16 protein-coding genes are annotated in these 26,073 nt (G+C 73.2%); 8 read left to right on the top strand and 8 right to left on the bottom strand.

Features of this window, described 5'->3' with window-relative positions; all coding sequences use genetic code 11:
• Positions 1-34 precede the first annotated feature (34 nt).
• Positions 35-1,738 carry an ABC transporter ATP-binding protein gene (locus B4N89_RS35440; protein WP_078980755.1) on the top strand — a complete coding sequence of 568 codons (1,704 nt, stop codon included), beginning with the start codon at positions 35-37 and terminating at the stop codon, positions 1,736-1,738.
• A 75-nt stretch (positions 1,739-1,813) separates the two neighbouring features.
• Here the strand turns inward: B4N89_RS35440 and B4N89_RS35435 are convergent, their stop codons facing one another.
• Both B4N89_RS35435 and casB read right to left on the bottom strand, forming a co-directional pair.
• Entirely contained in the window at positions 1,814-2,344 is a 531-nt protein-coding gene (locus tag B4N89_RS35435) for an O-acetyl-ADP-ribose deacetylase (RefSeq protein WP_078980553.1), read from the bottom strand.
• 91 nt (positions 2,345-2,435) lie between these two features.
• Positions 2,436-3,017, bottom strand: coding sequence for a type I-E CRISPR-associated protein Cse2/CasB (gene casB, locus B4N89_RS35430; protein WP_161500926.1), 582 nt, complete (start codon positions 3,015-3,017; stop codon positions 2,436-2,438).
• A 419-nt stretch (positions 3,018-3,436) separates the two neighbouring features.
• On the opposite strand from casB, the gene B4N89_RS35425 reads away from it, so the two are divergent.
• Positions 3,437-4,840, top strand: a complete 1,404-nt coding sequence (locus B4N89_RS35425) for a lamin tail domain-containing protein (protein WP_235619099.1) — start codon at positions 3,437-3,439, stop codon at positions 4,838-4,840.
• Between the two features lie 81 nt (positions 4,841-4,921).
• On the opposite strand, the gene lnt is transcribed toward B4N89_RS35425, so the two are convergent.
• Together lnt and B4N89_RS35410 are read right to left on the bottom strand one after the other, a co-directional pair.
• A complete protein-coding gene (gene lnt, locus B4N89_RS35420; RefSeq protein WP_235619098.1) occupies positions 4,922-6,601 on the bottom strand; it encodes an apolipoprotein N-acyltransferase in 1,680 nt (559 codons plus the stop codon).
• 330 nt (positions 6,602-6,931) lie between these two features.
• Entirely contained in the window at positions 6,932-7,327 is a 396-nt protein-coding gene (locus tag B4N89_RS35410; protein ID WP_235619097.1) for a helix-turn-helix domain-containing protein, read from the bottom strand.
• Positions 7,328-7,550: 223 nt separating this feature from the next.
• Between B4N89_RS35410 and B4N89_RS35405 the strand changes: the two genes are divergently transcribed.
• Positions 7,551-9,044, top strand: coding sequence for an amidohydrolase family protein (locus B4N89_RS35405; RefSeq protein WP_078980549.1), 1,494 nt, complete (start codon positions 7,551-7,553; stop codon positions 9,042-9,044).
• Between the two features lie 918 nt (positions 9,045-9,962).
• Here the strand turns inward: B4N89_RS35405 and B4N89_RS35400 are convergent.
• Positions 9,963-10,616 (bottom strand): hypothetical protein, encoded by a 654-nt coding sequence (locus B4N89_RS35400; RefSeq protein WP_078980548.1) that lies wholly within the window; start codon positions 10,614-10,616, stop codon positions 9,963-9,965.
• A gap of 315 nt (positions 10,617-10,931) precedes the next feature.
• Between B4N89_RS35400 and B4N89_RS35395 the strand changes: the two genes are divergently transcribed.
• The 3 genes from B4N89_RS35395 to B4N89_RS35385 all read left to right on the top strand — a co-directional run bounded on the left by B4N89_RS35395 (position 10,932) and on the right by B4N89_RS35385 (position 14,283).
• The gene (locus B4N89_RS35395; RefSeq protein ID WP_078980547.1) at positions 10,932-12,284 is read left to right on the top strand and encodes a sensor histidine kinase; all 1,353 of its coding nucleotides are present in this window, start codon (positions 10,932-10,934) and stop codon (positions 12,282-12,284) included.
• A gap of 501 nt (positions 12,285-12,785) precedes the next feature.
• Positions 12,786-13,838, top strand: a complete 1,053-nt coding sequence (locus B4N89_RS35390; protein ID WP_235619096.1) for an RNA polymerase subunit sigma-70 — start codon at positions 12,786-12,788, stop codon at positions 13,836-13,838.
• Positions 13,839-14,058: 220 nt separating this feature from the next.
• Positions 14,059-14,283 (top strand): hypothetical protein, encoded by a 225-nt coding sequence (locus B4N89_RS35385; RefSeq protein ID WP_078980545.1) that lies wholly within the window; start codon positions 14,059-14,061, stop codon positions 14,281-14,283.
• Between the two features lie 40 nt (positions 14,284-14,323).
• On the opposite strand, the gene B4N89_RS35380 is transcribed toward B4N89_RS35385, so the two are convergent.
• Entirely contained in the window at positions 14,324-14,935 is a 612-nt protein-coding gene (locus tag B4N89_RS35380) for a TetR/AcrR family transcriptional regulator C-terminal domain-containing protein (protein ID WP_161500925.1), read from the bottom strand.
• A gap of 137 nt (positions 14,936-15,072) precedes the next feature.
• Between B4N89_RS35380 and B4N89_RS35375 the strand changes: the two genes are divergently transcribed.
• Positions 15,073-16,518 carry an MFS transporter gene (locus tag B4N89_RS35375; RefSeq protein WP_078980543.1) on the top strand — a complete coding sequence of 482 codons (1,446 nt, stop codon included), beginning with the start codon at positions 15,073-15,075 and terminating at the stop codon, positions 16,516-16,518.
• A 152-nt stretch (positions 16,519-16,670) separates the two neighbouring features.
• On the opposite strand, the gene B4N89_RS35370 is transcribed toward B4N89_RS35375, so the two are convergent.
• Positions 16,671-18,107 (bottom strand): pyridoxal phosphate-dependent decarboxylase family protein, encoded by a 1,437-nt coding sequence (locus B4N89_RS35370; protein WP_161500924.1) that lies wholly within the window; start codon positions 18,105-18,107, stop codon positions 16,671-16,673.
• Positions 18,108-18,761: 654 nt separating this feature from the next.
• Positions 18,762-19,964, bottom strand: a complete 1,203-nt coding sequence (locus tag B4N89_RS35365) for a serine hydrolase domain-containing protein (protein ID WP_078980541.1) — start codon at positions 19,962-19,964, stop codon at positions 18,762-18,764.
• A gap of 536 nt (positions 19,965-20,500) precedes the next feature.
• Here B4N89_RS35365 and B4N89_RS35360 point away from each other — a divergent pair.
• Positions 20,501-25,993 carry a carboxyl transferase domain-containing protein gene (locus B4N89_RS35360; RefSeq protein ID WP_078980540.1) on the top strand — a complete coding sequence of 1,831 codons (5,493 nt, stop codon included), beginning with the start codon at positions 20,501-20,503 and terminating at the stop codon, positions 25,991-25,993.
• The last annotated feature ends 80 nt before the right edge of the window (positions 25,994-26,073 follow it).

Here is a 26,073-nt window from a genome sequence, read left to right as displayed (position 1 = left end):
CCCACGTTCGCCGGAAGAGATGCGCCGCCACTCGATGACGACTCCCGAAAGCCCGCGGCCCCTCAGCGGGCCCGACATCGTCCGGGCCACCCTGCGCCGCAATATCGGTGCCATGGCTCGAGGCACCGTCCTCATGGGCATGTACCAGGCCGGCGAAACCGCCTTCCCCATCGCGCTGGGTCTGATCGTCGAACACGCGCTGCGCGATCGCGGCCTCACACCGCTCGCCCTGGCGATCGTCGCGCTGGCCGTGATCAGCGCGACCGTCTCGCTGTCGTGGCGGTTCGGCATGCGCGTATTGCAGAAGGCCAACACCACCGAAGCGCATCACTGGCGTGTGCGGGTGGCGGCCCGCGGACTTCGACCCGTGGCCGGAGGCGGCGAGCTCAAGTCGGGCGAGGTGCTGACGATCGCCACCGACGACGCCGATCAGACCGCCGACCTCATCGAGGTGATCCCGGTGCTCATCGGCTCGCTGGTCGCGGTGCTCGTCGCGGCGATCGCCCTGGGCCTGGCCAGTGTTCCGCTCGGCCTGTTGGTGATCGTCGGGACCGCCGCGATCCTTGCGGTGACGAGCGTGCTGGCCAAGCGGATCGACGCCGGCACCCGCGAGCAGCAGGCCCTGGTCGCTCGGGCCGGCGCGAAGGTCGCCGACCTGATCACCGGGTTGCGCCCGCTGCACGGTTTCGGCGGCAACCACGCGGCGTTCGCCTCGTATCGGGGGGTCAGCTCGGCGGCCCGGCGCCAGGCGATCGCGGTCGCGAGGGTCAACGGCGCGTACGCGGGCACGGCGCAGGCCCTGAACGCCGTTCTGGCCACCGCCGTGACCCTGACGGCGGGTTGGCTGGCGTTCGAGGGTCGGATCGGCATCGGCACGCTGGTGATGGCCGTCGGATTGGCGCAGTTCATCATGGAGCCGCTGCGACTGTGCTCGAACATGCCCAAGTACGTGATGATCGCGCGCGCGTCGGCCGAGCGTATGGCGCTGGTGCTCGCCGCGCCGCCGGTCGTGCCGCCGCCGGCGGCGGAGCCCCCGGTCGCCGGGGGCGGCCTCGACGTCGAGTCGGTCGGGTTCGGATCACTGCGCGAGGTGTCCTTCCGGGTGCGGTCCGGCGAGTTCGTGGCCGTCGTCGCGCGCCGAGCGGGTGCGGCGGCCGACCTCGTGGCGCTCCTGGCCGCGCGGGTCCCCCACGACGCCTATCGGGGCACCGTGCGCCTCGGCGGCACGCCAGTCGCCGATCTGTCGGTCGACACGATCCGCGCGCACATGCTGGTGAACCCCGCCAACGCGGAGATCTTCGCGGGCACCCTCCGCGGCAACATCGACCCGTCGGGCGGCGGGCGACTGCTCGCGGAGGCCGTCGAGGCGTCCCTGCTCACCGATGTCGTCGCCCTGCATCGTGACGGACTCGACCACGCCGTCCGCGACCGCGGCGCCAACCTTTCCGGCGGCCAGCGGCAACGGCTGTCCCTGGCCCGCGCGTTGGCGGCCGACGCCGAGATCCTGGTCCTGCCCGACCCGACGACCGCCGTCGACGCGGTCACGGAGCAACTGATCGCCCGCAACGTCGCCGCCCTGCGCCGGGGCCGGACCACCGTGGTGATCACCAGCAGCCCGGCGTTCCTGGACGCCGCGGACCGTGTCCTGTTGCTGGACGAGGGCACGATCGTCGCCGAGGACACACACCGCAACCTGCTGGCCGGCAACGAGACGTACCGAGCGACGGTATCGAGGTGAGACCCGGGGCCCGTGCCGGCGCCCATGCCGACGGGAGGCACCTCGCCAAGCTGCCGCCCGCCCGCGGGGCAGTCCTCACGAGGTGACCGCGGACCCTTCGCCGACCGAGGCGAGCGCTTCCTCCAGCGCGTCCCGCCCTTCCCGATCGAACGCCACCAGGCGTACCCGCTCGACAGCGCTGGACGTCCCCACGATCGTCGCCACCGCGATCCGCGCGGCCTCCTCGGCCGGAAATCCGTACACGCCGGTGGCGATCGCCGGAAACGCCAGGCTCCGCACCCCCAGTTCATCCGCAACCTCCAGGCAACGCCGATAGCAGGACCCCAACACCTCGGCCTCGCCGAAGTCACCCCCCTCCCAGACCGGCCCCACGGTGTGGATCACGTGACGCACCGGCGGATCCAGGTCGAAGGCCGGCGTCGCCATCGCGTCGCCCGGATCGCACGGCCCGATCTCGGCCCCCGCCGCCGCGAGCCGTCGACCCGCCGCACGGTGGATCGCCCCGTCCACGCCGCCGCCGCCCAGCAACGACTCGTTCGCGGCGGTCACGATGGCGTCCGTGTCCTGGCGCGTGATGTCACCCTGCACGATCTCGATCACAGTCATGCCCCGATCATGCCGGCGGCCTCCCGGACACCGGACCCGGAAGTCGACCGGCCGGCCCACGAGTCGGCGGGCCGGGGTGGCGTGACATCAATCAGCCGTCGTGGTGCGGTAGTTGGGGGGTCAGGTCGTGGAAGTCCTCCTCCCAGCGGTTTCGGGTGTAGCGGCGGCCGACCGGGGTTTCCCACCACAGGAGGTCCTTGGCCAGGCGCACGTGGTCCAAGGCGATCCGGCGGCGGCCCAGGTCGGCCATCAACGGGTGCAGGCGGGTGGACAGTTCGTCCAGGGTCTCGGCCTCGACCGCGCCGTCGAAGCGGGTGCGTTCGCGGCGTTGCACCAGGGTGTGGTCGGGTGCGATCAGTCGGGCCAGGTCCCGGCAGGCGGCGCCGATCGAGGTGCCGTCCGGGCGGTGCAGGCCGCCGGTGAGGGAGCCCTGGTGCGCCGCGTACAGCGCCACCGCGTGCCGCACGGCCCGGGCGGCCAGGCGGCGTTCGAGGGTGACGGGCAGGTGGGCGGTGATCGCCTCCACGGCGGACACGGGCGGGTCGGTCGTCGCGGCCGGCAGGAATCGGGCGGCCAACCGGCGATCGCCGTGGACCCGCGCCAGGAACGTGTGCAACGCGTGCTCCCACGGCGCCCAATACGCGGAGACGCGCGGTATCGGCGGCGCGGTCATCGTGGTCGATTCGTCGCGAGATGCGTCGCGAGATGCGTCGCGAGATGCGTCGTGAGCTGCATGATCGATTCCTCGGGGTCGACGCCCGGACGGGCGCCGGGGCGGGCGGGTGTGGTCGGCCATCGGAACGGACCGGGACGTGCCCGCCCGGGTGCATCCCCACGCCCGGGCGGTCCCGCTCCATCACCGTTATGACGAACCAGGCCACCGTTTTGTGACGGACGGGCCGGGCGCACGCGGACCCGCCCCGGACCCCGCCGCACCGGACGCCCGCCCGGTGTGCTTCGCACGGCGTTCGTGAGGTGTTCAGCGTGGCGCCGTCGGTGTGCCCCATGCTTCGATCCGAGGGCGAGTGCGCCGCTCGCCGCCGATCCCCGAGCAAAGGACTGGCCATCGTGCGAAAGCGTTTGCCTGGAAGAGTGCAACTCGTCGTCGCCGCACTGTCGTTCATCGCCCTCGGACTCTCGGGCGCGCCGGCGTCCGCACACGCGCGGACACAGCCGCAGACACCGGCCGCCGGGCAGGCCGCCGTGCGGATCAACGAGGTCGAGTCGAGTGACGGAACCCCGGGCGACTGGGTCGAGTTGGTCAACACCGGCTCGGCCGCGGCGGACCTGTCCGGGTGGGTCGTCAAGGACAACGACGACGCGCATGCCTACCCGATCGCCGCCGGTACCTCGCTGCCCGCCGGCGGCTACCTGGCACTCGACGTCGAGTCGTCCTTCGGTCTCGGCGGTTCCGACTCGGCCCGGCTGTTCGGGCCCGGCGGCACCACCCTCGTCGACTCGTACAAGTGGACCACGCACGCCACCACGACATACGGCCGCTGCGCCGACGGCACCGGCTCGTTCACCACCACCGCCGCGCCGACCAAGGGCGCGCCGAACGCGTGCCCCACCTCGTGGGCCACTTGGCCCGGCGGCAGCACCGTCACCGTCGCCGACGGCTCGAACGTGTTCGGCACCAACCTCAGCGGCCTCTCCTTCCAGGACGCCGGCGTGTTGTGGGCGGTGAAGAACGGACCGGGCACGCTGTACCGCCTCGTGCCGGACACCGGCGGCAAGTGGCGCCCGGATCCGACCGGCGGCTGGGCCTCGGGCAAGGCGCTGAACTACCGCAACGGCACCGGCGATCCCGACGCGGAGGGTGTGACCTTCACCCCCGACGGGCTGTTCGTCGCCACCGAACGCGACAACGACGACGGCAACGTCAGCCTGCCGAGGATCGTCCGCTTCGACACCTCCTCGACGGCCGGCGCACTGAACGCGACCGCCGAGTGGAACCTGACCGCCGACCTGCCCGCGGTGGAGGCCAACAGCGGCCTGGAGGGCATCACCTGGATCCCCGACACCTTCCTCACCGGACACGGCTTCCGGGACGAACACACGGGCGTGGCCTACGATCCGGCCGCCTACCCCGACCACGGCAGCGGGTTGTTCTTCGTCGGCCTGGAGGCCAACGGCACGGTGTACGCCTACGCGCTCGACCGGACCGGCGGCGGATACCACCGCGTCGCCGGCTTCGCGAGCGGCTTCCCGGCGGTGATGGAGCTGCAGTTCGAGCCGGCGACCGGTCGGCTGTGGGCGGTCTGCGACAACACCTGCCAGGGCCGCAGCACCACCCTCGGCATCGACGCCCAGGGCCGGTTCGCGATAACCGCCCGGTACAACCGCCCCACAGGGTTGTCGAACCACAACAACGAGGGCTTCGCCATCGCCCCGCAGACGGCCTGCGTGTCCGGCCGCAAGCCGGTCGTCTGGGCCGACGACGACAACGACGGCGGCCACGCACTGCGGGCGGGCACGCTGAACTGCACGCCGTAGCGGACGCGGGACGCGGCGCGGAGCGGGTGGTCTCTCGGTACTCCTTCGTACCGAGGCCGCCCGCCCCGCGCCGTCGGCGGTTCAGCGCTCCCCGGCCGCACCTTCCGGGGCGGCGGCGGAGGGGACCGACGCGGTGTCGCTCGCGGGCACCGTCGCGGGGGCGCTCGCCGAATCGGCGCCGACGCCCGCCGCCGGAGCGGCGTCGCCGGCGGTCGCCGCCGCGGGAGTCGCGTCGCGCCGGTCGCGCCGGGTGCGGCGGATGCCCTCGGCCATCGCCGCCACGGCGATCAACACCAGCCCGCCCTCGGGCAGTTCGCCCAGGCGGGTGGCCAGGGTGGTCTCGCTGCGCAGCGGCACGGTCGCGTTCAGCACCTTGCGCGTCCACGGCTCGGTGGACTTCACGATCGTGCCGTCGGGAGCGATGACCGCGCTGATCCCGGTGGTGGAGGCGACCAGTACGGACCGGCCGTGTTCGACGGCGCGCAGCCGGGACATGGCCAACTGCTGCTTCGGCTCGGCGAGGCTGCCGTTGCGCATGTAGGTGGCGTTGTTGGTGGGTACGGCGAGGAGGTTGGCGCCGGTGCGGACCGCGCCGCGGACCTGGCCGTCGTAGGCGACCTCGTAGCAGATCGAGGAGGCCAGGTGGATCGGGCCGACGTCCAGGCGCACCGGTCCGGAGCCGGCGACGAAGTCGCGCGGGATCAGTTGGAGGTCGCCCAGACCACCGATCAGGTCGCGCAGCGGGATGTACTCGCCGAACGGCACCAGTTGCTGCTTCGCGTAGTAGCGGCCCGGGCCGGTGTCGGGGAACCACAGCAGGCTGGTGTTGCGGATCCGGTCGTGGGAGGCGTCGAGGATGGCGCCCACCACGATCGGCGCGCCGACCTCGCGGGCGGCGAGCGAGATGCCCTCGCGCAGGCCGACGTCGGTGCGCGGGTCGCGGTCGGTGGCGTTCTCGGGCCACAGGACCAGGTCGGGCTGGGGGGCCTTGCCGAGCTTGATGTCGCGGGCCAGCTCGCGGGTGGCGGCGATGTGGTTCTCCGCGACCTGCTGGACCCGGGCCTGCTCCTCCATGTTGCGGGCGCGCGGCACGTTGCCCTGGACGACGGCCACCTTCGCGGTGTGCTCGCCGTGCGTACTCGGCAGCAGGAACACCCCGCCGGACGCGAGCGTGCCGGCCACCACGAGGCCCGCGCCGAACCGGACGCGGTGCGCGCGGGGCGCGGTGAGCAGCGCGGCCAGGAAGGCGGCGGTCAGCGCGACGACGGCACTCACGCCGGGGGCGCCGGCCACGGACGCCCAGCCCAGGGTCGGCGCGTCGGCCTGACTGAAGCCGAGCCGCCCCCACGGAAAGCCGCCGAGCGGGACCCGCGAGCGCACCGCCTCCGTGGTCACCCACCAGCAGGCCGCCCACAGCGGCCATCCGGGCAGCCGGGCGAAGGCCGGCACGGCGCAGCACAGCAGCCCGAGCAACAACGCCTGGGCCACGCTCAGCGCCAGCCACGGCAGCACGCCCAGGTTGGTCAGCCACCACAGCAGCGGAACGAAGAACGTCAGCCCGAACAGCGTCCCGAGCCGGAACGCCACCTTGGCCCGCCGATGGCGAATGGCGGCCAACAACAGCGCCGGCCCGACGGCCGCGGTGGGCCACCACCCGACCGGCGGAAACGCGAGCGCGAGCAACAGCCCACCGGAGGCCGCCATGATCGCCCCGGCCCAGGTTCGCAACCTCCGCCGCACCTGGACCGCCACCGCCGTCACGCGGCCCACCCGCCCCGCGACCGCGGGCACCCGACAGCCGCGACCAACGACCGTCCGTCGTCGAGACCTTCGACGAACACGGGCAACGGAACCTTCCCGACCGGAACCGGCATCGGCGTCTCCTCGGCTGAACTCGGGGCGGCGCGTAGGGCGATCCGCGGGACGAACTGAACAATCGGGCAGGCGGGCCGACCGACGACGAGATCCGCGCCGAGCAAGCCCGGAACCTGTGCGGAGGGGGCGCCGACCGGGAACGACCCCGGGCGGGAGGAGGCCCGGCGGGGAGCATCCCGACCGGAGGAGTCCCGGCGCGCACTCCCGGCGCGGATCTCACCCACGGAGCACCCCCGCGGGTATCGCCGCGTCGTCGGCATCGCCGATCGCACGATTCCGGTTGGCCTCTCCCCCGTCGCGGCCCGCCGGAGGCAGGAGGGCGGCGAGGTCGGCGAGGGCGTGGGCGAGTTTGGGGTCGGCCGGCTCGTACCGCACCCGGCGGCCCACCGCGACCGCGCGGACCAGCCCGCAGTCCCGCAGGCGCGAAAGGTGGTTGGACACGTTCCCCCGGGTCAGCCCCAGCCGCTCGGCCAGTTCCGACGGGTACGCGGGCGCCGCCAACAGCGCCAGCAACAACCGGCGCCGGCTCTCGTCCGCGAGCGCGGTCCCCACCCGGGCCAGCGCGGCGGCGTCCACCACGACGGCCGGCCCGTCCTCCTCGTAGGTATGCACGCGTAGACGTTACAGCACGCACTGAATCAAGCAATCACTGAATCGAACAACCGAATGGAACACGCGACCGTCGCGTTCGATTCGACGGTCTCATCCGACCGGACGGGCCCCAAGCCCGACGGTCCACCCACCCGGCCCGTCTTGTGCTCCGACACGAAGCCGTGCGGGAGATTTCGGCGTGGTGGACAACGCCCCGCACCCGGTGGCTTCCTAGCGTGTGGCCATGACGCGAACCGCCGGGCCACCGTCCCAGATCCACGACCTCGTGCTGCGCGGTGGTCGGGTACTCGACCCCGAGACCGGGCACGACGCACTCGCCGACGTGGGGGTGACCGGCGGCACCATCACCGCCGTGTCCGCGCGCCCGCTGGTCGGCCGGCGCACGATCGACGTGCGCGGCCTCGTGGTCGCGCCCGGCTTCATCGACATGCACAGCCACTCGCACGACGTGGCCGGCCACCGGCTCCAGGCCATGGACGGCGTCACCACCGCGCTCGACCTCGAAGCCGGCCTCTCGCCCGTCGACGAGGGCTATCGCCAGGCCGCCGCCGAGGGCCGACCGCTCAACTACGGCTTCTCCGCGTCGTGGTGTCAGGCCCGGATGGCGGCCGTCGGCGGCCTCCCGCACGGCGGCGGCATGCACATCGCCCTCGGCCTGCTCGGCAATCCCGCCTGGCAGGCCGAGGCCACCGGGACCCAGGTCGACGAGATGCTCGAACTCCTGCGCCTCGACCTGGCCGCCGGCGCCCTCGGGATCGGCGTCGTCGTCGGCTACGCGCCGCGGGTCAGGCCGGAGGAGTACCTGGCCGTCTCCCGCCTGGCCGCCGAATCGGGCCGCCCCACCTACACGCACGCCCGGAACCTGGTCGAGCAGTCCCCGGACGTCCCGATCGACGGCGCGCAGGAGATCGCCCGCGCCGCGGCGGAGACCGGCGTACACGCGCACTTCTGCCACATCACCTCGACCTCGCGGCTGCACAGCGACAGGGTCATGCAGCTGATGGACGACACCCGCGCCGAGGGCGGCCGGATCTCCACCGAGGCCTACCCGTACGGCGCGGGCATGACCGCCATCGGCGCCGCCTTCCTCGCGCCCGAGCTGCTCGGCGCCACCGGCATCACCCCCGACGGCATCGTCTACGCCGCCACCGGCGAGCGCATGGCGAACGCGGAACGGCTGCGCGAGGTGCGCGCCAAGGACCCGTCGGGCCTGGCCATCGCGCACTTCCTCGACGAGGCCGACCCGTTCGAACAGGGCCTGATCGACCGGGCCCTGCTCCACCCCTCGACCGTGGTCGGCTCCGACGCGATGCCGCTGACCTGGATGAACGGCGAGCCCGCCCCGCTGGCCTGGCCGTTGCCCCCGACGGCGGTCACGCACCCGCGCACCGCGGGCACGTTCGCGAAGGTGCTGCGGCGCTACGTCCGCGAACTCGGCGCGCTCACGCTCCTGGAAGCGGTCTCCCGAAGCAGCTTCGGGCCCGCGCGGATCCTCCAGGACAGCGTGCCGGCGATGCGCCGCAAGGGCCGGGTGCAACCGGGCTGCGACGCCGACCTGATCGTCTTCGACGCGGACACGGTCACCGACCGGGCAACGTACGAACACAGCACACGCCCTTCGCTGGGCTTCGCACATGTGCTGGTCGGCGGCGTGCCGGTGGTGCGGGACGGGGCGCTGTGCCTGGAGGCACTGCCGGGGAGGGCGGTGCGGGCTTGAGGCCGCGGGGGCTGGGGGCGGGCTGGGGGCGGCGGTTGGGGCGCGCGGGCTGGGGCGTGTGGGTTGGCGCACGGGCTTGAGCGCGCGGCTTGGGCGGGCGGCGTGGGGCTCGGGGTTTGGCTCACGGGCTTGGGCGCGCGGTATGGGACGCGCGGGCTGGAGCGGGTTTGGGCGCGAGTTGGGACGCGCGGACTGGGGCTCGGGGTTTGGCTCACGGGCTTGGGCGTGCGGCTCAGGGCACGGGCTTGGGCGCGCGGCATGGGACGCGCGGGCCGGGACGCGGGTTTGGCGCACGGTCGGGGCACACGGCTCGGGCACGAGCACACGGCTTAGGAGGCGCGAGCCGGGACGCGAGGTTTGGCTCACGGGCTTGGGCGCGCGGCATGGGACGCGCGGGCCGGGACGCGGGCGTGGGCACGTGGCTTGGGCGCGCGGCGGAGGCACGGGCTTGGGCTTACGGCATGGGACGCGCGGGCCGGGACGCGGGCTTGGCGCATGGGCTTGGGCACGCGGCTCAGGGCACGGGCTTCGGCGAGCGGCATGGGACCGCGCGGGCTGGGGCGGGCTTGGGCGCGTGAGTTGGGGCGCGCGGGCCTGAATCGCGGGGTGGGGTCGGCGCGCCGGGGTCGTGTTGGCGGCGGCGGCTTTTTGTTGGGCGCTTCGCGCCGGCTCGCGAGGCGCCGCTTTTCTGCTCCCCCGCTTCGCTCCTCCGCAGAAAAGCGGCGCCTCGCTCGGGGCCGGCTGTCCCTCCGCTTCGCTCCGGGCCATCCGGCCCGAACTTTGCGGCTCCGCCGCTCTCCGCGCTTCGCGCGTCGATCGCGTGGGCGGGCCGGGTCGGGGGCGCTGACGCGCCTTGGGTGGTGCCGTGGTGGTGGCGCAGGGGCGGCCGTGGTCGTGGGTGACGGGCTTTGTTGGGGGTTAGGTGGGGTTGGTCCGGGTGGGTTGTGGGGTGGGTGCTTTGAGTGGGGCTGATGCGAGGGAATGGGCGTGGGTTTGGGCTGGGCAGGCGTGGGGGCCGAGGCCGAAGGGGGATTCGGTGAGGTCGATCTTGATCGTGGTTCCGTTCGGGGCCACTCGGCGGGTGTGTGGGACCGGGGGGTCGGTGCGGCCGGCGGCCAGGTGCGCGGTCAGGGCCTTGGTCGCGTCGCATGCCTGGACGAGCAGGCCGATGCGGTTGGCGGTGGCCTCGTCGGCGACGCCGCCGCACACCCGGACCAAACGCACCACGGCTCGGTCCGCCTCGGCGGTGATCGCGGTGTGCGGCTGGTAGGCCGTCGCCACCACCGCGACGTCGGCGGCGATGCCCGCGGCGAGTTCACCGGGCAGGCCGAGCGCCTCGGCCAACACCTCGACCGGTCCGCGGCCGCCCCGCGCGGCCCGCTCCCCGAGGTGATGCGGATCGATCCGGTCCAGGTCGGCGACCACCAGGGCACGCCGCCGCTCGTGCACGGCGCCGTCGCTGAACCGGGCGACGGAGGCACGCAGCCACGCGACACCCGCGGGTGGCGCGGCGGGGACGACCGGCATGGTGTAGGCGGGATCGGTCAGCAGGGAGTGGTTTCGCCACGTCATGCGGTCATCGTGGCCCGCGGATGCTTCGGCGGGCGCCGAAACGACGCCGGGGAGGGCGTGAGTGCCGCCCCGGTACCGGGCCGATCGAGACGATCGACCCCCGTCCACCCCAGGGATGAGACCCACCCCGGACCTCAGTCCCGGGCAGGCGTCGGTCCGGGACCCCGGTCCCGGACCGAGATCGTCTGCCGAACGGCCTGACAAGGCTGTCGAAGGCGGTGAAATGGAACGGAGGCTCCATACTCGCGTCCTCGAACTCCGACCCCGTTCCCATCCACCGCTCACCATCCACTCGCGATCGAAGGAGACCCGAGCATGGGGTCCGATCACGGCCTGGCGGCACCCGCGCCGCCACCCGCCGCCCCGCCACCCGCGATGGACGCGATGAACCCGATGGATGCGATGAACGCGATGGATGCGATGAACGCGATGGAGGGTGGCCCGAGGCTCGATTCGCGCGTACCGACGCGCCGCATCGTCGTGCGGAAGGCCGGCGTCACCGCGTGGCACCGTCTTCGGGCCAACCGGGCGATCGTCTTCCTCCTGCGGCACCGCGTCAACCTGATCGTCGCGCTGGTCGCGGGCACCATCGACGCCCTCGCCTATCTCGTCCCCGACGAAGGCATGGAGCCCAAGCGGGTGCCGGTCGGCATCGTGCTGGCCCTGCTGGCCGCCGCGATCCTGCCGGCGCGGCGCCGGCACCCGATGCGGGTGCTCGCCGGGGTCGTCGTCGTCCAGATGTGCCTGGTCGTACTGACCACCTCGACCACCCACTCCTTCGGCGGCGCCCTGTTGGTCGCGCTGTACACGGTGGCCCGCTTCGGCGGCACCCGTGATCTGTGGATCGGCGGCTGCGGGGCGTTCTCGGTCCAGGCGCTGCGCGACGCGTACGACTTCGAGACCTTCGCCCAGATGGTCGGCGCCGACCTGCTGACCACCCTCCTGATCATCGGCGTCGGGCTCGGCACCGCCAAGTGGCAGGGCCAGGTCGCGCTCAACCGGCAGTTGCTCGCCGATCGCGCCGTCACCGAGGAACGTCGCCGAATCGCCCGGGAGTTGCACGACATCGTCGCGCACCACATCACCACGATGTACCTGATGTCCGGTGGTGCCCGGGCCACCCTTGAGCGCGATCCCGACACCGCCCGGGAGGCGCTGTTCACGCTGGAGTCGTCCGGTCGCGCCGCGCTGCGCGAGATGCGCCAACTGCTCGGCGTACTGCGCAGCGACGACGGTCCCGAGCAGGCGCCCTCCGAACCCCAGCCCGGGATGGACGACATCGACGCACTGATCACCGAGTCCCGCGCGGCCGGTCTCCCGGTGGAGTACCGCGAATACGGCGAGCGTGAACCACTGCCCCCGGCCACGGGTCTGACGCTGTATCGGATCGTCCAGGAGGCGCTGACCAACACCCGCAAACACGCGGGCAACGCGCGCACCAGCGTCGAGGTGCGGCATCTGCCCGATCGTGTCCGGATCGAGGTGGTCGACGACGGCGCGGGCGACATCCCCGCGACCGGTGTGGTCGGCGGCTACGGCCTGACGGGCATGCGGGAGCGGGTGGCGCTGCACGGTGGGACGCTGGAGGTCGGCCCGCGTCCGGGCGGCGGATTCCGGGTGTTCGCGAGCGTGCCGCTCCCGCCGAAGGGCCCCGACTGGCGCGGCTGAACGAGGCGACCGGGGTAACGACGCGCCGAAAGCATGACGGATACGTCCCGGAACACCCCGACTTGCCTACCACGCTGGTTGACCGTCGCCTCCGGCCTCTCCACCCCTGGTACCCCCCAAATCCCCACCGAGCGTTTGACGCTCGGGCACGCGTCGGTTGCCTACCGTCGTCCGCATACACCGGTGGGCGGTCGGTACCTGGGGGCCGCCGTCCCCCGGTGTGCCCGACCGGAGCTCACACGGGGGAGTTCCGTCCGCAGCGAACCGTCGGCGCCGCCGGGTGCCGGTCTGCCGGCAGGCGCGGCGCAGACCGCCGCCCCGCCGGGACGACCGCCCGACCGGGCGGTCCCGACGGCTTCGGCGGTCCCGCCGGCCCGCCGGCTCCCGGGCGCAGGCCGTGCGTCCCGGATGCCGGGGGCGGGGGCCGCGTGCCGGGAAATCGGGCTCGCGACTGGACCGTTCGGCGCTCCGAGGGGGGTCGGCGGAGGCTGTGAGGTTGATGTGAGTACGTCCGACGATGTAGCGCGGGGGGTCCTGGCCGCGGTTCGGGCCGAGGACGAGGGGGCGTTCGTACGACTGGCGGAGCACCACCGCAAGGATCTGCGCGTGCACTGCTATCTCATGCTCGGCTCGTTCACCGACGCCGAGGAAGTCCTCGACCGGACCCTGCTGCGGGCCTGGCGGGCGCGCCGGGGGTTCACCGGGCACGCGCCGTTCCGGTCGTGGCTGTACCGGATCGCCACCAACGCGTGCCTGGACACGGCGGCCGCCCCGGCGCGGTGTCGACGGGAGATCGCGATCGCCACGAACGGCGCGGGCGAGCCGGTGCGTTCGGCCCTCGCCGAGGTCCCCTGGCTCCAGCCCCTCCCGGACACACCCGAGGACGGGGCGGCCGTCGGCCGCGACACGCTCGACCCGACCTTCGTGGCCGTACTCCAGCACCTGCCGCCCCGCCAACGCGCCGCGCTCATCCTGCGCGACGTCGTGCACTGGCCGGCCGCGGACACCGCCGACACGCTGGGCATGAACGTCGCGGGCGTCAAGAGCGCCCTGCAACGGGCCCGACGAACCCTGCGCGAGGAACTGCCCGACCGCCACCCGACGAACCGCGACCGGCCGGCCGAGCCCGATGACGCCGAACGCGCCTGCCTGGAGCGCTACATCACCGCGTCCCGCCGGGCCGACCCGGCGGCACTGGCGGCCCTGCTGCACGCGGACGCCCGCCAGGCGATCCCCCCGGCCCGGCTCGTGTACACCGGCCGGCCCGCCATCGTGGAGATGCGCAGGCCCATCCCGGCGGATGCCCCCGGGCACGGCGAGCGCGAGGCGCTGCCGCTGGCGATGAACCGCCGGCCCGCGGTGGGGCACTACGTCCGCCGGCCGGGCGTGGGCGCGTTCACCGCGACGGCCCTCGACGTACTGCGCATCGACAACGGCCTGATCACCGAGATCATCACCTTCGGACCGGAGTTGCTCACCACGATCGGCCTCGGCGCGATCCCGGACGTCCCCGCCGCCGACCACGAGTGCGCGAGCGGGGTCGGCGGCCGCTGAGCCCGCCGAAGCGCGCTCGTCGGACCGCGTATCCCATGCCGTGCGCCACCCGGGTAGCCGACGCACACTCGCGCCCGCGCCGGGCACGCGGCGAGCGTGCCCGGCCGAGCCCGGGCCGGTGCGGCGGGAAGATCGGGGAACCCGGGTTAACGTTCGCCCGCGTCCGCGACTCTCATCCCCCGAGGGGCCGTTCGGGCCCGCCGAGGGAGAGGGGAACGCCGTGGACGTGTCGACACACGCGGCCATCGCCATTCGGGTATGCGCCTTACTGGTCCTGCCCCTGCGCCGACGAGCACACCGCGAGCGCGGCCGCGGCCGCTACGTGACCGAGGCCCTGGGCACGATCCGCACCGGCGGCCGGCTCGCCGTCGACGAACGCTTCGCCGACGGCCACCGCATCCGCATGACAATCGAGGCAGGCCCCGGAACCGGCGGCCCGCAATGAGCACCCGGGGGCCGCGACTCCGGCCGACCGGTCCGGAGAGTCAGGGCAGGCGTTGGGCGAGGCCGTCCAGGAAGACGTCCAGGCCGTAGGCGAATCGGGCGCCGGGGTCGGCGGTGATCAGGGCCGACATGGCCTTTTCGAACGTGGCGGACTCGTCCGGGCCGGCGGCGGCCCGGCGGGTGGCCCAGTCGTCGGATTCGGCCAGGCGGGACTGGGCCTGCTCCTCGATGGTGTGGCCGAGGACGTAGTAGAACATCGCGAACGTGATCCAGCCGGCCTGTTCCGGGGCGAGGCCCGCGCGGCACAGCACCTCCACCGCGAGCCGGCCGGCGGCGTTGGTGTTGGCGTCCGGCACGTAGGTGCCCGCGACCACGCGCGCGCCGTCCCGGCGGGAGAGCAGCGCGCCGCGCAACCGGTCGCCGAGCACCCGCAGTTGCTCGTCCCAGGACACCTCCGGGAGCGGCGCCGCGACACCTTCGAGCAGTTGCTCCGCCATCGCGTCGAGCAGCGCCTCCTTGCTCGGGAAGTGCCGGTACATCGCGCCCGCCTGCACGTTCAACGCGGTGCCGAGTTTGCGCATGGTCAGGCCGTCCAGCCCCTCGGCGTCGAGCAGGTCGAGCGCGCCCTTGACCACATCCGGCCGTCGCAACATCGAGAACTCCCGCTTCCGTGCCGTTGACAGCACTCGTGATCCGATCCTAACGTGAACAACGTTCACTGTGAACATCGTTCACGGTGAACGGCGTTTCCAGCTGCCTCCATGCTATCCACCACCTCCCAGGAGTCCCCATGGCGAACAGTCCCGGCCGACCGGACGCCGCGCCCCCGCTCGCGAAACCCGCCCCGCGCCCGACCCGCCCGGCCCGGCGCGACGTGATCGCCCTGGTCGCCTGCGTGGCGCAGTTCATGGTCGTGCTCGACTCGACCATCGTCACCGTGGCCCTGCCGGACCTGCGGGCCTCGCTCGACCTGAGCGACACCGGGCAGCAGTGGGTGGTCAACGCCTACCTGATCACCCTCGGCGGCCTGCTCGTGGTCGCCGCCCGCGCGGGCGACCTCTTCGGCCGCAAGAGCGTGTTCCAGACCGGCCTGCTGATCTTCACCGCCGCCGGCGTGCTCGGCGGCGTGGCCCACGACACCACCACCCTCCTGGTGGCCCGGGTCGCCCAGGGGCTCGGCGCCGCCGCGCTCGCCTCGAACGGTCTGAGCCTGATCGCCGCCGGCTACGCACACGACCCGATCCGCCGCGGCCGGGCGCTGACCCTGTGGAGCCTGACCGGAGGTGTCGCCGCCGCGGCCGGACTGGTCCTGGGCGGAGTGCTGACCCAGCAGTTCGGCTGGCGCTGGGTCTTCCTGGTCAACGCCCCCGTCGGCGTCGCGCTGCTGTTCACCGCCGGCCTCGGCCTCGCGTCCACCCCGGCGGCCGATCCCGGCGAGCGGCGCCGGATCGATGTCGGCGGCGCGCTCGCCGTCACCGGAGCCACCGGCCTGTTCGGCTACGCCGTCTCCCGGACCACCACCCACGCGTGGACCTCGCCCGGCGTCCTGGGCACATTCGCCGGCGCCGCGCTGTGCACGGTCGCGTTCGTCCTGATCGAACGCACCGCGGCCCGCCCCCTGGTGCCGCTGAAGATGTGGCGGCTTCCGGCGCTGCGCTTCGGCAACCTGATGATGCTCGTGCTGGGCTCCGCGATGACCGCCACGCTCTACTTCATGTCCCTCTACCTCCAGGGCATCCTCGGCTACGGGGCGCTGCGCGCAGGTGGGGCGATGGTGCCGCTGACGGTGACCATGCTCGGCGCCGGGATGGCCGCGCATCGCCTGATCGCCGTGCTGGGTCCGCGCGCGCTGTTGGCCGGCGGCGCGGTGACGGCGGCGGTGGGTGTGCTGTTCCTGGTCCGGCTCCCGGCCGACGGCGGCTTCCCGGTGCGCTTCGTGATCGGCTCGGTCGTGGCCGGCGCCGGGGTGGGCCTGATGTTGCTGCCGGTCACCGTCGCCGCGACCGCCGGCATCGAGGCCCGCGACGCGGGCGCCGCGTCCGGGCTGCTCAACACCGCCCGCCAGCTCGGCGGCGCACTCGGCCTGGCCGTACTGGTGACCGTCGCCGCCCCGGACTCCGCGACCGACCCGGCCGCCGTCCTGGACGGTTATCACACCGCGTTCGCGGTCGACGGCTTCCTCATCCTGCTCGTCGTCCCTCTGGCCCTGCTCCTGCCCCGCCCACCGCGTCCCTGACGCCCGAAGTCGCCCTCCCCGCCGGGATCACACCCGCGCCGACACCTCACCCGGATCGCACCGGCCGGCCCCGCGCCCGGTGCGAGTCCCGGTGGCCGGCCCGGCCCGGCGGGGAGGGTCCGTGCGTGGCCCGACGGCGGTACCGCCGCCCGCTACGGCAGCGCCGCCACCGGCTCCGCCTCGTCGGGGCCGCTCGCGCGGCGCGGCGCGGCGGCGGCCAGCGCGGTGATCCGGGCATGCAGGTCGTCCACACGCGACTCCGCGGCCGAGTCGAGGAGGGCACTGCGCAACACCAGCGTGCGGTTGCGGTCGGCGACCGCGCGGGGGTGGCGGCGCAGGAAGTCCAGGACCCGTACCGAGAGCGTGCTCAGGTGGCTCGGGTGCGCGAGGTGTTCGGCATCGGCGGTGCCGGCCCGCAGAATATGCCTGCTGGAAGCCTCCACCCGGGACATCCGGGGGTGCTGCTCGCCGGTGAGCGCCAGATAGGTCAGGATGTCCAGCTCGGGTTGCTGGAAGAGCATCAACTCCGCTTCGGCTTCGATCAGTTCGCACCATTGCCGGGTGCCGCGCAGGCTCGCCGCGAGCCCCGAGCCGACCCCCTCGGGGGTGAGCGGGAGGGCCCGCAGGGTCAACCACAGGGCCGCGGCGAGGGTGCCGGGGCGGGCGCGGTCCAAGCCGAGTTCACCCGGACGCGGCACGTCGGAGGAGAAGTCGCCCGCCAGGGGATCCCGCCACCCGCCGGCCCCGTCCACCGGCTCACGGAACAGCACCGCACCGCAGCCGGAGGGGTACAGGCCGATCCGGTGCGGATCGACCACCACCGAGTCGCACTCGGCGAGCGCACGCAGATGCCGGGCCGCGGGCGTCGCGCGCAACTCGTCCGCGTCCACGAGCAGCGTGAAGAAACCGCCATAGGCGGCGTCCGCGTGCACCCGCACCCCGCGCTCGCGGCACAGCGGCAGGATGTCGGCGATCGGGTCGACCGCGCCCAGCGTGGCGGTGCCGGCGCTGACCACGACGGTGCCGACCCGTTCCCGACGCAGTTCCCGCGCCAGCGCGTCGGGGTCCATCCGCCCGGCCGCGTCGGTCGGCACCGGGTACGCGGGGGTGCGCAGCACGGCGCACATGTGCGCGTGTGCGAAGTACATGTCGGCGCCGTGCGCGATGCCGAGGTCGGGGTGCGCCTCGCGGGCCGCCCACAGCGCCTCCAGGTTGGCCACGGCCCCGCCGGAGGTGAGGTGCCCGTGGGCGCCGGGCAGCCCGAGCATCGCGGCGAGGTCGGCGATCACCTCCTCCTCCAGCGCGACCGTGCTCGGATCGCCGTCGAAGACCCGGTCCTCCGGCCCGACCAGCGAGACGGCGAGCCGGCCGGCCACCGCGGCCGGGTGCGGCGGCCTGACCGGATGCCCGGCGTACGCGGAGTACGGAAGCGGCCGGCCGCCGCGCAGATGCTCGGCCAGCGCGGCCAGGTGCGCCTCGAACCGGCCGGCGGCGCGCTCGCCGGCCGGCTCGGGCGCAGGCTCCCGATGGGCGTCGGCCCACGCGGACACGGTGTCGAACGCCTCGGTCAGCCGGCGACGGGTGTCCATGATGTGCCTCCGGAGACGACGGCCGGGACGCGCTCCACGCCGCGGACGTCCCACGCTTCCGCGTGCGGACGGGTGCGGAGAGTTCCCTACCGGACGGCGATCATGCCCGCCCCTGCGGCATCCGTGTGACCACGCCGGATCCGGTACTTCGTGGCGGCGGCCGAGGAGTTGCACCTCGCGGGCCGCCGAGCGACCGCACATCGCGCAGCCCACGATCCCCGACAGATCCGGCGCCTGGAGCGTTCAGCCACCTACCCGCACGCCGCTCGCCACCGAACACGCGGGCCCGGCCGCGATCGGCGGCGGGCCGCCGACCTGGACGGTCTTCCACGCGAGCAGGGCCGAGATCCCGTCCACCACCCGCACCGTCTTCCACCCACGCCGCACAGCGGCCCGCAAACACCGGGCGGCGGCGCGACGACGGAGGCCGTCGTGCCCGTCATCACCGTCCAGCAGGGCGGTCCGCCGGCTCGCCGACGCCGTGGTCGAGGCGTACGAGACCCCGGCCGAGGCGGTCCAGGTCCGGATCCACGAGACCCCCACGGACAGCCGGGGCGCCCCGGGAACCCTCGTCGCCGACAAGTAAGCCACAGGAAAAAGCCCCGAAGCGCCCGTCAGCGCCCATTATCGTCCATTACCGTCCGTCACCTCTCGTCACCGCCCGTCGTCGAGGATCAGCCGGTCGGGCAGTTCGATCAGCGGGCGCAGGTCGACGAGGGACTGGTTGGCGACGAACAGCGCCACCCAGTCCGCGTCGGGGTAGCTGTACACGTTCGCGGTGATCCCGGGGTCGCCCCCGCCGTGACCGATCCGCCGACGGCCGTTGACGATCGAGATCAGCGAGCCGTAGGAGGCCATGCCGCCCGGGCCGAACGGATACTTCCCGCTCAGCATCATCTCGGTGTGCGCCTCCCCCACGAGCCGTCCCTCGCGCAGCGCCACCGCGAACCGCAGCAGGTCGGGGGCGGTGGAGAAGACCCCGCCGTCGCCGCCCCCGATCTCCGCGCCGCGCATCGCGGCGGTCAGGTCGGGACGCCGCCCGTCCGCCTGCGGCTCCCCGTACGCGTGCGCGTAGGCGGGGTCGGTCTGCCAACGCGACAGCGGGGCGAATTCCGTGCGCGTCATCCCGGCGGGGCCGAGGATGTGCTCGCGTACGTAGTCCGCGTAGGTGCCACCGGAGATCCGCGCCACGATCGCGCCGAGCACCCGGAAGCCGGAGTTGCTGTACTCCAGCCGCGTCCCGGGCGGGAACAGCGGTCGCTGCCGGCGGATGAAGTCCAGCGTGCCCGTCTCGAACTCGGCCGGCGTGCGCCATCCGCGCACCGCCTCCCGCCACGCCGGGTCCGCCCGGTGGTCGCCCAACCCCGAGGTGTGGGTGAGCAGTTGGTGCACGGTGACGGTGTCGGCCACGCCCGGGGGGAAGCCGTCCAGCCAGGTCCCGATGGTGCCGTCGAGGCGGATCAGCCGGCGGGCGAAGAGCTGGGTGACGGCCAGACCGGCGAAGAACTTGCCCACGGAGGCGATGTTGAAGACGGTGTCGTGCCCGTTCGCGATTTCCCGCTCCCGGTCGGCCATCCCGTGTGAGCGGATCAGCACCGGCCGCCCACGATGCGCGAGCAGCACCGTCCCGGCGAATCGATCCCGCGCCGCCAGATCCGCGACGAGCCGGTCGTACGCCCCGCCCGGCCGCAACTGGTCCGGCACCCGGCCGACCCCGGTCGCCCCGGAGCCGGCGACGGCCCCCGCAGCCGACCCGCCATCGGCCAGTACACCCCCGCCGGCCAACGAAGCCGCCGCGACCAGCCCCATCACGGAACGCCGCGACGGGCGCATCTTCGATCCCGCGTAGTCACTCATGGGCGCTGTCTACCGAAGCCCACCGATCGCGAACCGATGGCCCGACCATCGCAAACCCATAGCCCCGGCATGAGAAGCCACGGGCATGCCACGGGATGCCCGTGAGCGAAAAGCGGTGATAAGCCTGAAATGCGAGCCCGTTTCGCCGCCCGCTCGCACATCCCTCGCGTCCGTGCGTCGACGACGCCGGTCGCGGCCCCCGACGCTCCTGTCGGCGCCGTGGACCAGTCCCGTCCGACGGGACGACGGCGAGACCGGGTGCGCTCCTTGCCCGGCGCATGTATCGAAGTCCACATCGACCGTGTACTTCAAGCCATGGACCAAAGCTCAGGAATCGGCATTTTTCGCCCGTCGGATCCGTCCCGGTCGGGTCGCGGACGTTCGGCCCTTTTGGATGTTTCCTACAACTGGCGCCGCTCAGTGTGCACTGCCCGCGACATGGCGTTGCCGACCGGTTCACGGAATGGTGAACACTGTCGGGGGTCGCCGCAACGTCGCGGCGAGCACAATCGTTGGTTTGCAGGAGGTTCGGTCGGGTGTTCAGTCGTGTCGCCATCGTCAATCGTGGGGAGGCCGCGATGCGGCTCATCCACGCCGTCCGGGAGCTGGCCGCGGAGACCGGCACCCGGATCGAGACCGTCGCCCTGTACACCGACGTCGACCGTACGGCCACCTTCGTGCGTGAGGCGGATCTGTCGTACGACCTGGGGCCGGCGTCGGCGCGTCCGTATCTGGACCTGAAGGCCCTGGAGCGGGCGTTGGTGGCCACCGGCGCCGACGCGGCGTGGGTGGGGTGGGGTTTCGTCGCGGAGGATCCGGCGTTCGCCGAGTTGTGCCGGGAGTCGGGCATCGCCTTCGTCGGCCCGAGCGTGGAGGCCATGCGCAGGCTCGGCGACAAGATCGGCTCGAAGCTGATCGCGGAGGAGGTCGGCGTCCCCGTCGCGCCGTGGAGCCGCGGTGCGGTGGAGACCCTGGACGCGGCGCTCGCGGCCGCGGCCGAGATCGGCTACCCCCTGATGCTCAAGGCGACCGCCGGCGGTGGCGGGCGCGGCATCCGTGTGATCACGGGCGATGCCGAGTTGGTCGACGCGTACGAGCGCACCAGCCAGGAGGCCGCGCGCGCGTTCGGCAGCGGCGTGGTGTTCCTGGAGCGTCTGGTCACCGGTGCCCGGCACGTCGAGGTCCAGGTGATCGCCGACGGGCAGGGCACCGCGTGGGCGCTGGGCGTGCGCGACTGCTCGATCCAGCGACGCAACCAGAAGGTCGTCGAGGAGTCCGCCTCCCCCGTCCTGGCCCCGGACCAGGTCGCCGAACTCAAGACGTCCGCCGAGCGTCTGGCACTCGCCGTCGGCTACCGCGGCGCCGCCACCGTCGAGTTCCTCTACCACCCCGGCGACCGACTGTTCGCGTTCCTGGAGGTCAACACCCGCCTCCAGGTCGAGCACCCGATCACCGAGTCCACCACCGGATTCGACCTGGTCAAGGCCCAGTTGCGAATCGCCGGCGGCGCCCGGCTCGAAGGCTCCCCGCCGATCGAGCGCGGCCACGCCGTCGAGGCACGCCTGAACGCCGAGGACCCCGACCGCGACTTCGCCCCCTCCCCCGGCCGGATCGCCCGCCTGGACCTGCCCGCCGGACCCGGTATCCGCGTGGACACCGGCGTCAGCGAGGGCGACACGATCCCCGCCGATTTCGACTCGATGATCGCCAAGATCATCGCGTACGGTCACGACCGTGAGGAGGCGTTGGGCCGGTTGCGGCGGGCGATGGCGCAGACCACGGTGATCATCGAGGGCGGCGCCACCAACAAGAGCTTCGTGCTCGACCTGCTGGACCAGCCCGAGGTGATCGACGGCAGCGCCGACACCGGCTGGATCGACCGCGTACGCGGCGAGGGCCGCCTCGTCTCGCACCGCCACTCCGCCGTCGCCCTCGCCGCCGCCGCGATCGAGGCCTACGAGGAGGAGGAGCGCGCCGAGCGACAGCGGCTGTTGTCCACCGCCTTCGGCGGCCGGCCGCAGGTCCAGCACGAGAGCGGTCGCCCCCTCGACCTGAAGCTGCGCGGCGTCGGCTACCGCGTCCGCGTCGCCCGCGTCGGCGCACACCGCTTCCGCGTCGGCATCGAGGCGGGTGAGGTGGTGCGTACCGCCGATGTCGAGCTCGACCGGTTCGACCGGCACACCGGCCAGATCGTGGTCAACGGCACCCGCTACCGCCTGCTCACCGCCACCCACGGGCCGACCCACCTCGTCGAGGTCGACGGCGTCACCCACCGCGTCGGCCGCGACGAGGGCGGCGTCGTACGCTCCCCCGCCCCCGCCCTGGTCGTCGCCACCCCCCTGGCGATCGGCGACGAGGTCGAGGCCGGCGCACCGGTCCTGGTGCTGGAGAGCATGAAGATGGAAACGGTGCTGCGCGCACCGTTCCGCGCGCGCCTGAAGGAATGCTCGGTCTCCGTGGGCAGCCAGGTGGAGACCGGCGCCCCGCTGCTGCGCCTGGAACCGCTCGCCGACGACGACGCCGAGGCCGAGGACGCGAGCGGCGGCGCGTCCGTCGAGCTGGACCTGCCCGCCGCGCCCGAGACCGTCCCCGTGCGGGCGCGCACCCGGCGCGGCCAGGAGGACCTGCGCAGCCTGCTGCTGGGCTTCGACGTCGACCCGCACGACGAGCGCCGCGTGCTCGACGACTACCTCGCCGCCCGCACCGCCGCCGCCGAGGCCGGCCACCGGCCGCTGGTGCGCGAGTTGGAACTCGTCGAGATGTTCACCGACCTGGCCGAACTGAGCCGCAATCGGCCCGCGGGCGAGGACGTCGGCGGCGACGGCCATCTGCACAGCGCCCGCGAGTACTTCCACAGCTACCTGCAGAGCCTGGACGTGGAACGCGCCGGACTGCCCCCCGCGTTCCGGGCCAAGCTGGCCAAGGCCCTGGCCCACTACGGCGTCACCGAGCCGGAGCCCTCGGCCGAGCTCGAAGCCGCGGTGTTCCGGATCTTCCTCGCCCAGCAGCGCGCCTCCGCCGACGCCGCCGTCATCGCCACCCTGTTGCGCTCCTGGCTGCGCGAGGCGCCGCCGGACGCGACGCTGCACGAGCCCGCGGGTCTGGCCCTGGAGCGGCTGATCGCCGCCACCCAGGTCCGCTTCCCCGTACTCGCCGACCTCGCGCGCGGTGTGGTCTACGACTGGTTCGGCCGGCCGCTGCTGCGCCGCAACCGCGCCCGCGTGTACGCCGGCGTGCGCAAGCACCTGCGTCACCTGGACGCGCACCCCGACACTCCGGACCGCGCCGAGCGGGTCGCCGAGATGGTGCGCAGCACCGAGCCCCTGGTCCGGCTGCTCGGCCAGCGGCTGGTCCGCGACAACCTCGACAACGCGACCATGCTGGAGGTGCTGACCCGGCGCTACTACGGCAACAAGGGCCTCACCGACGTCCGTACCCGCGAGATCGCGGGCTGCACGTTCGTGGTCGCCGAGCGGGCCGGCTCCTCGCTGGTCTCCGCCGCGGTCGGCTTCGAGGCCCTGGGCGGCGCGCTGCGCGGCCTCGCCGAACTGGCCGCCGACGGCAACCCGATCGACGCGGACATCTACCTGTCCTGGGAGAACCAGCCGGAGAGCGCGGACGCGACGGCCGCCGCGCTGCACGAGGTGGTCGCCGCACAGCCGCTGCCGCCTCGGGTCCGCCGACTGACCACCACGGTGGCCGGTCGTGGCGGCGCGGTGATGCACCACCACTTCACGTTCCGCCCGTCCGACACGGGGATGGTCGAGGAGCGGTTGATCCGGGGTCTGCACCCGTACATCGCGCAGCGCATGCAGTTGGAGCGGCTGAGCAAGTTCGACCTCACCCGGCTGCCGTCCTCGGACGAGGAGGTCTACCTCTTCCAGTGCGTGGCCCGGGAGAACCCCGCCGACGACCGCCTCGTCGCCTTCGCCCAGGTCCGCGACCTCACCGAACTGCGCGACCACGAAGGCCGATTGGTCGCACTGCCGACCGCCGAGGACATCCTCGCCACGTGCCTCGACTCGATCCGCCGCGCCCAGTCGCGGCGCCCTTCGGCGAAGCGCTTCAACACCAACCGGGTCGTGGTCTACGTGTGGCCGCCGAGCGGACTCACGCACGCCGAGATGGAGATGATCGCCGGGCGCGTGCGGCCGACCACCGCGGGTGCGGGCCTGGAGGAGATCCTGTTCATCGCCCGCCAGCGCGACCCGCAGACCGGCGAGCTGACCAAGATCGCGGTACGGATCCCCTTCGACGCCGCCGGCGGTACCGAACTGACCATCGGCGAGCCGTCGGACGAGCCGGTCGAGCCGCTGGACGCCTACCGGTTGAAGGTGCTGCGCGCGAGCAGCCGCAACACCGTCTACCCGTACGAACTCACCGAACGCCTTGGCGACTTCGTCGAGTACGACCTGAACGAGGAGCACGCCCTCGTGCCGGTCGACCGGCCCAAGGGCGGCAACTCCGCCGCGATCGTGGCGGGTGTGGTCCGTACCGCCACCGCGCGGCACCCCGAGGGTGTCACCCGCGTGGTCCTGCTGGGCGACCCGACGAAGTCGCTCGGGGCGCTGTCCGAGCCGGAGTGCCGTCGGGTGATCGCGGCGCTGGACCTGGCCGAGCGGATGCGGGTGCCGGTCGAGTGGTACGCGCTGTCCTCCGGCGCCCGGATCTCGATGGAGTCGGGCACGGAGAACATGGACTGGGTGGCCGCCGCGCTCAAGCGGATCGTCACGTTCACCCAGGACGGCGGCGAGATCAACATCGTGGTCGCGGGCATCAACGTCGGCGCGCAGCCGTACTGGAACGCCGAGGCCACCATGCTCATGCACACCAAGGGCATCCTCGTGATGACCCCCGACTCGGCCATGGTGCTCACCGGCAAGCACGCCCTCGACTTCTCCGGCGGCGTCTCCGCCGAGGACAACTTCGGCATCGGCGGCTACGACCGGGTGATGGGCCCGAACGGGCAGGCGCAGTACTGGGCGCCGGACCTGAACGCGGCGCGTGACGTGCTGATGTCGCACTACGACCACACCTACGTCGCCCCGGGCGAACTCGCGCCGCGTCGCACCGGCACCACCGACCCGACGGACCGCGACGTGTCGACCTTCCCGCACGTGGTGGAGGGCAGCGACTTCACCACGGTCGGCGAGATCTTCTCCGCCGAGGCCAACCCCGACCGCAAGAAGCCGTTCGACATCCGCACCGTGATGCGCGCGCTGTCCGACCAGGACCACCCGGTCCTGGAGCGCTGGGCGGGCATGGCCGACGCGGACACGGCGGCGGTCCAGGACGTGCACCTGGGCGGCATGCCGGTGTGCCTGCTCGGCATCGAGTCCCGGGCGGTGCCGCGGCGCGGCTTCCCGCCCACGGACGGGCCGGCCACCTACACGGCGGGCACGCTGTTCCCGCAGTCGTCGAAGAAGGCCGCGCGGGCGATCAACGCGGCGTCCGGCAACCGGCCGCTGGTGGTGCTGGCCAACCTGTCCGGATTCGACGGCTCGCCCGAGTCGATGCGGAAGTTGCAACTGGAGTACGGCGCGGAGATCGGCCGGGCGATCGTGAACTTCCGCGGGCCGATCGTGTTCTGCGTCATCTCGCGCTACCACGGCGGCGCGTTCGTGGTGTTCTCCAAGGCGCTGAACCCGAACATGACCGTGCTGGCCATCGAGGGCTCGTTCGCGTCGGTCCTCGGCGGGGCGCCCGCGGCGGCGGTGGTCTTCGCCGGCGACGTCAACGCACGCACCGCGGCCGACCCGAGGGTGCGCGACCTGGAGTCGCGCGCGGCGGCGGCCTCCGGCGCGGAGCGGGCCACGCTGACGGCCGAGTTGGACGAACTGCGCTCGTCGGTCCGTACCGAGAAGCTGGGCGAGGTGGCCGCGGAGTTCGACCGGGTCCACGACATCCGCCGTGCGGTGGAGGTCGGTTCGGTGGACGCGGTGATCGAGGCAAGGGAGTTGCGGCCGCGGATCATCGAGGCGATCGGGGCGCACTGGGCGGAGCCGGGCTCGGCGGCTGCGGCGGGCTGAGCGAACAAACATGTGCGGCGGCCCCGGCTCTTCGGAAACGGAGAGTCGGGGCCGCGGCGTTCGGTCCGGCGCATGTGTGT

This window comes from Embleya scabrispora (assembly GCF_002024165.1).
Lineage (GTDB): Bacteria > Actinomycetota > Actinomycetes > Streptomycetales > Streptomycetaceae > Embleya > Embleya scabrispora_A.
Note: the sequence above shows the minus strand (reverse complement) of the source record. Positions and strands in the feature narration are given on the sequence as shown.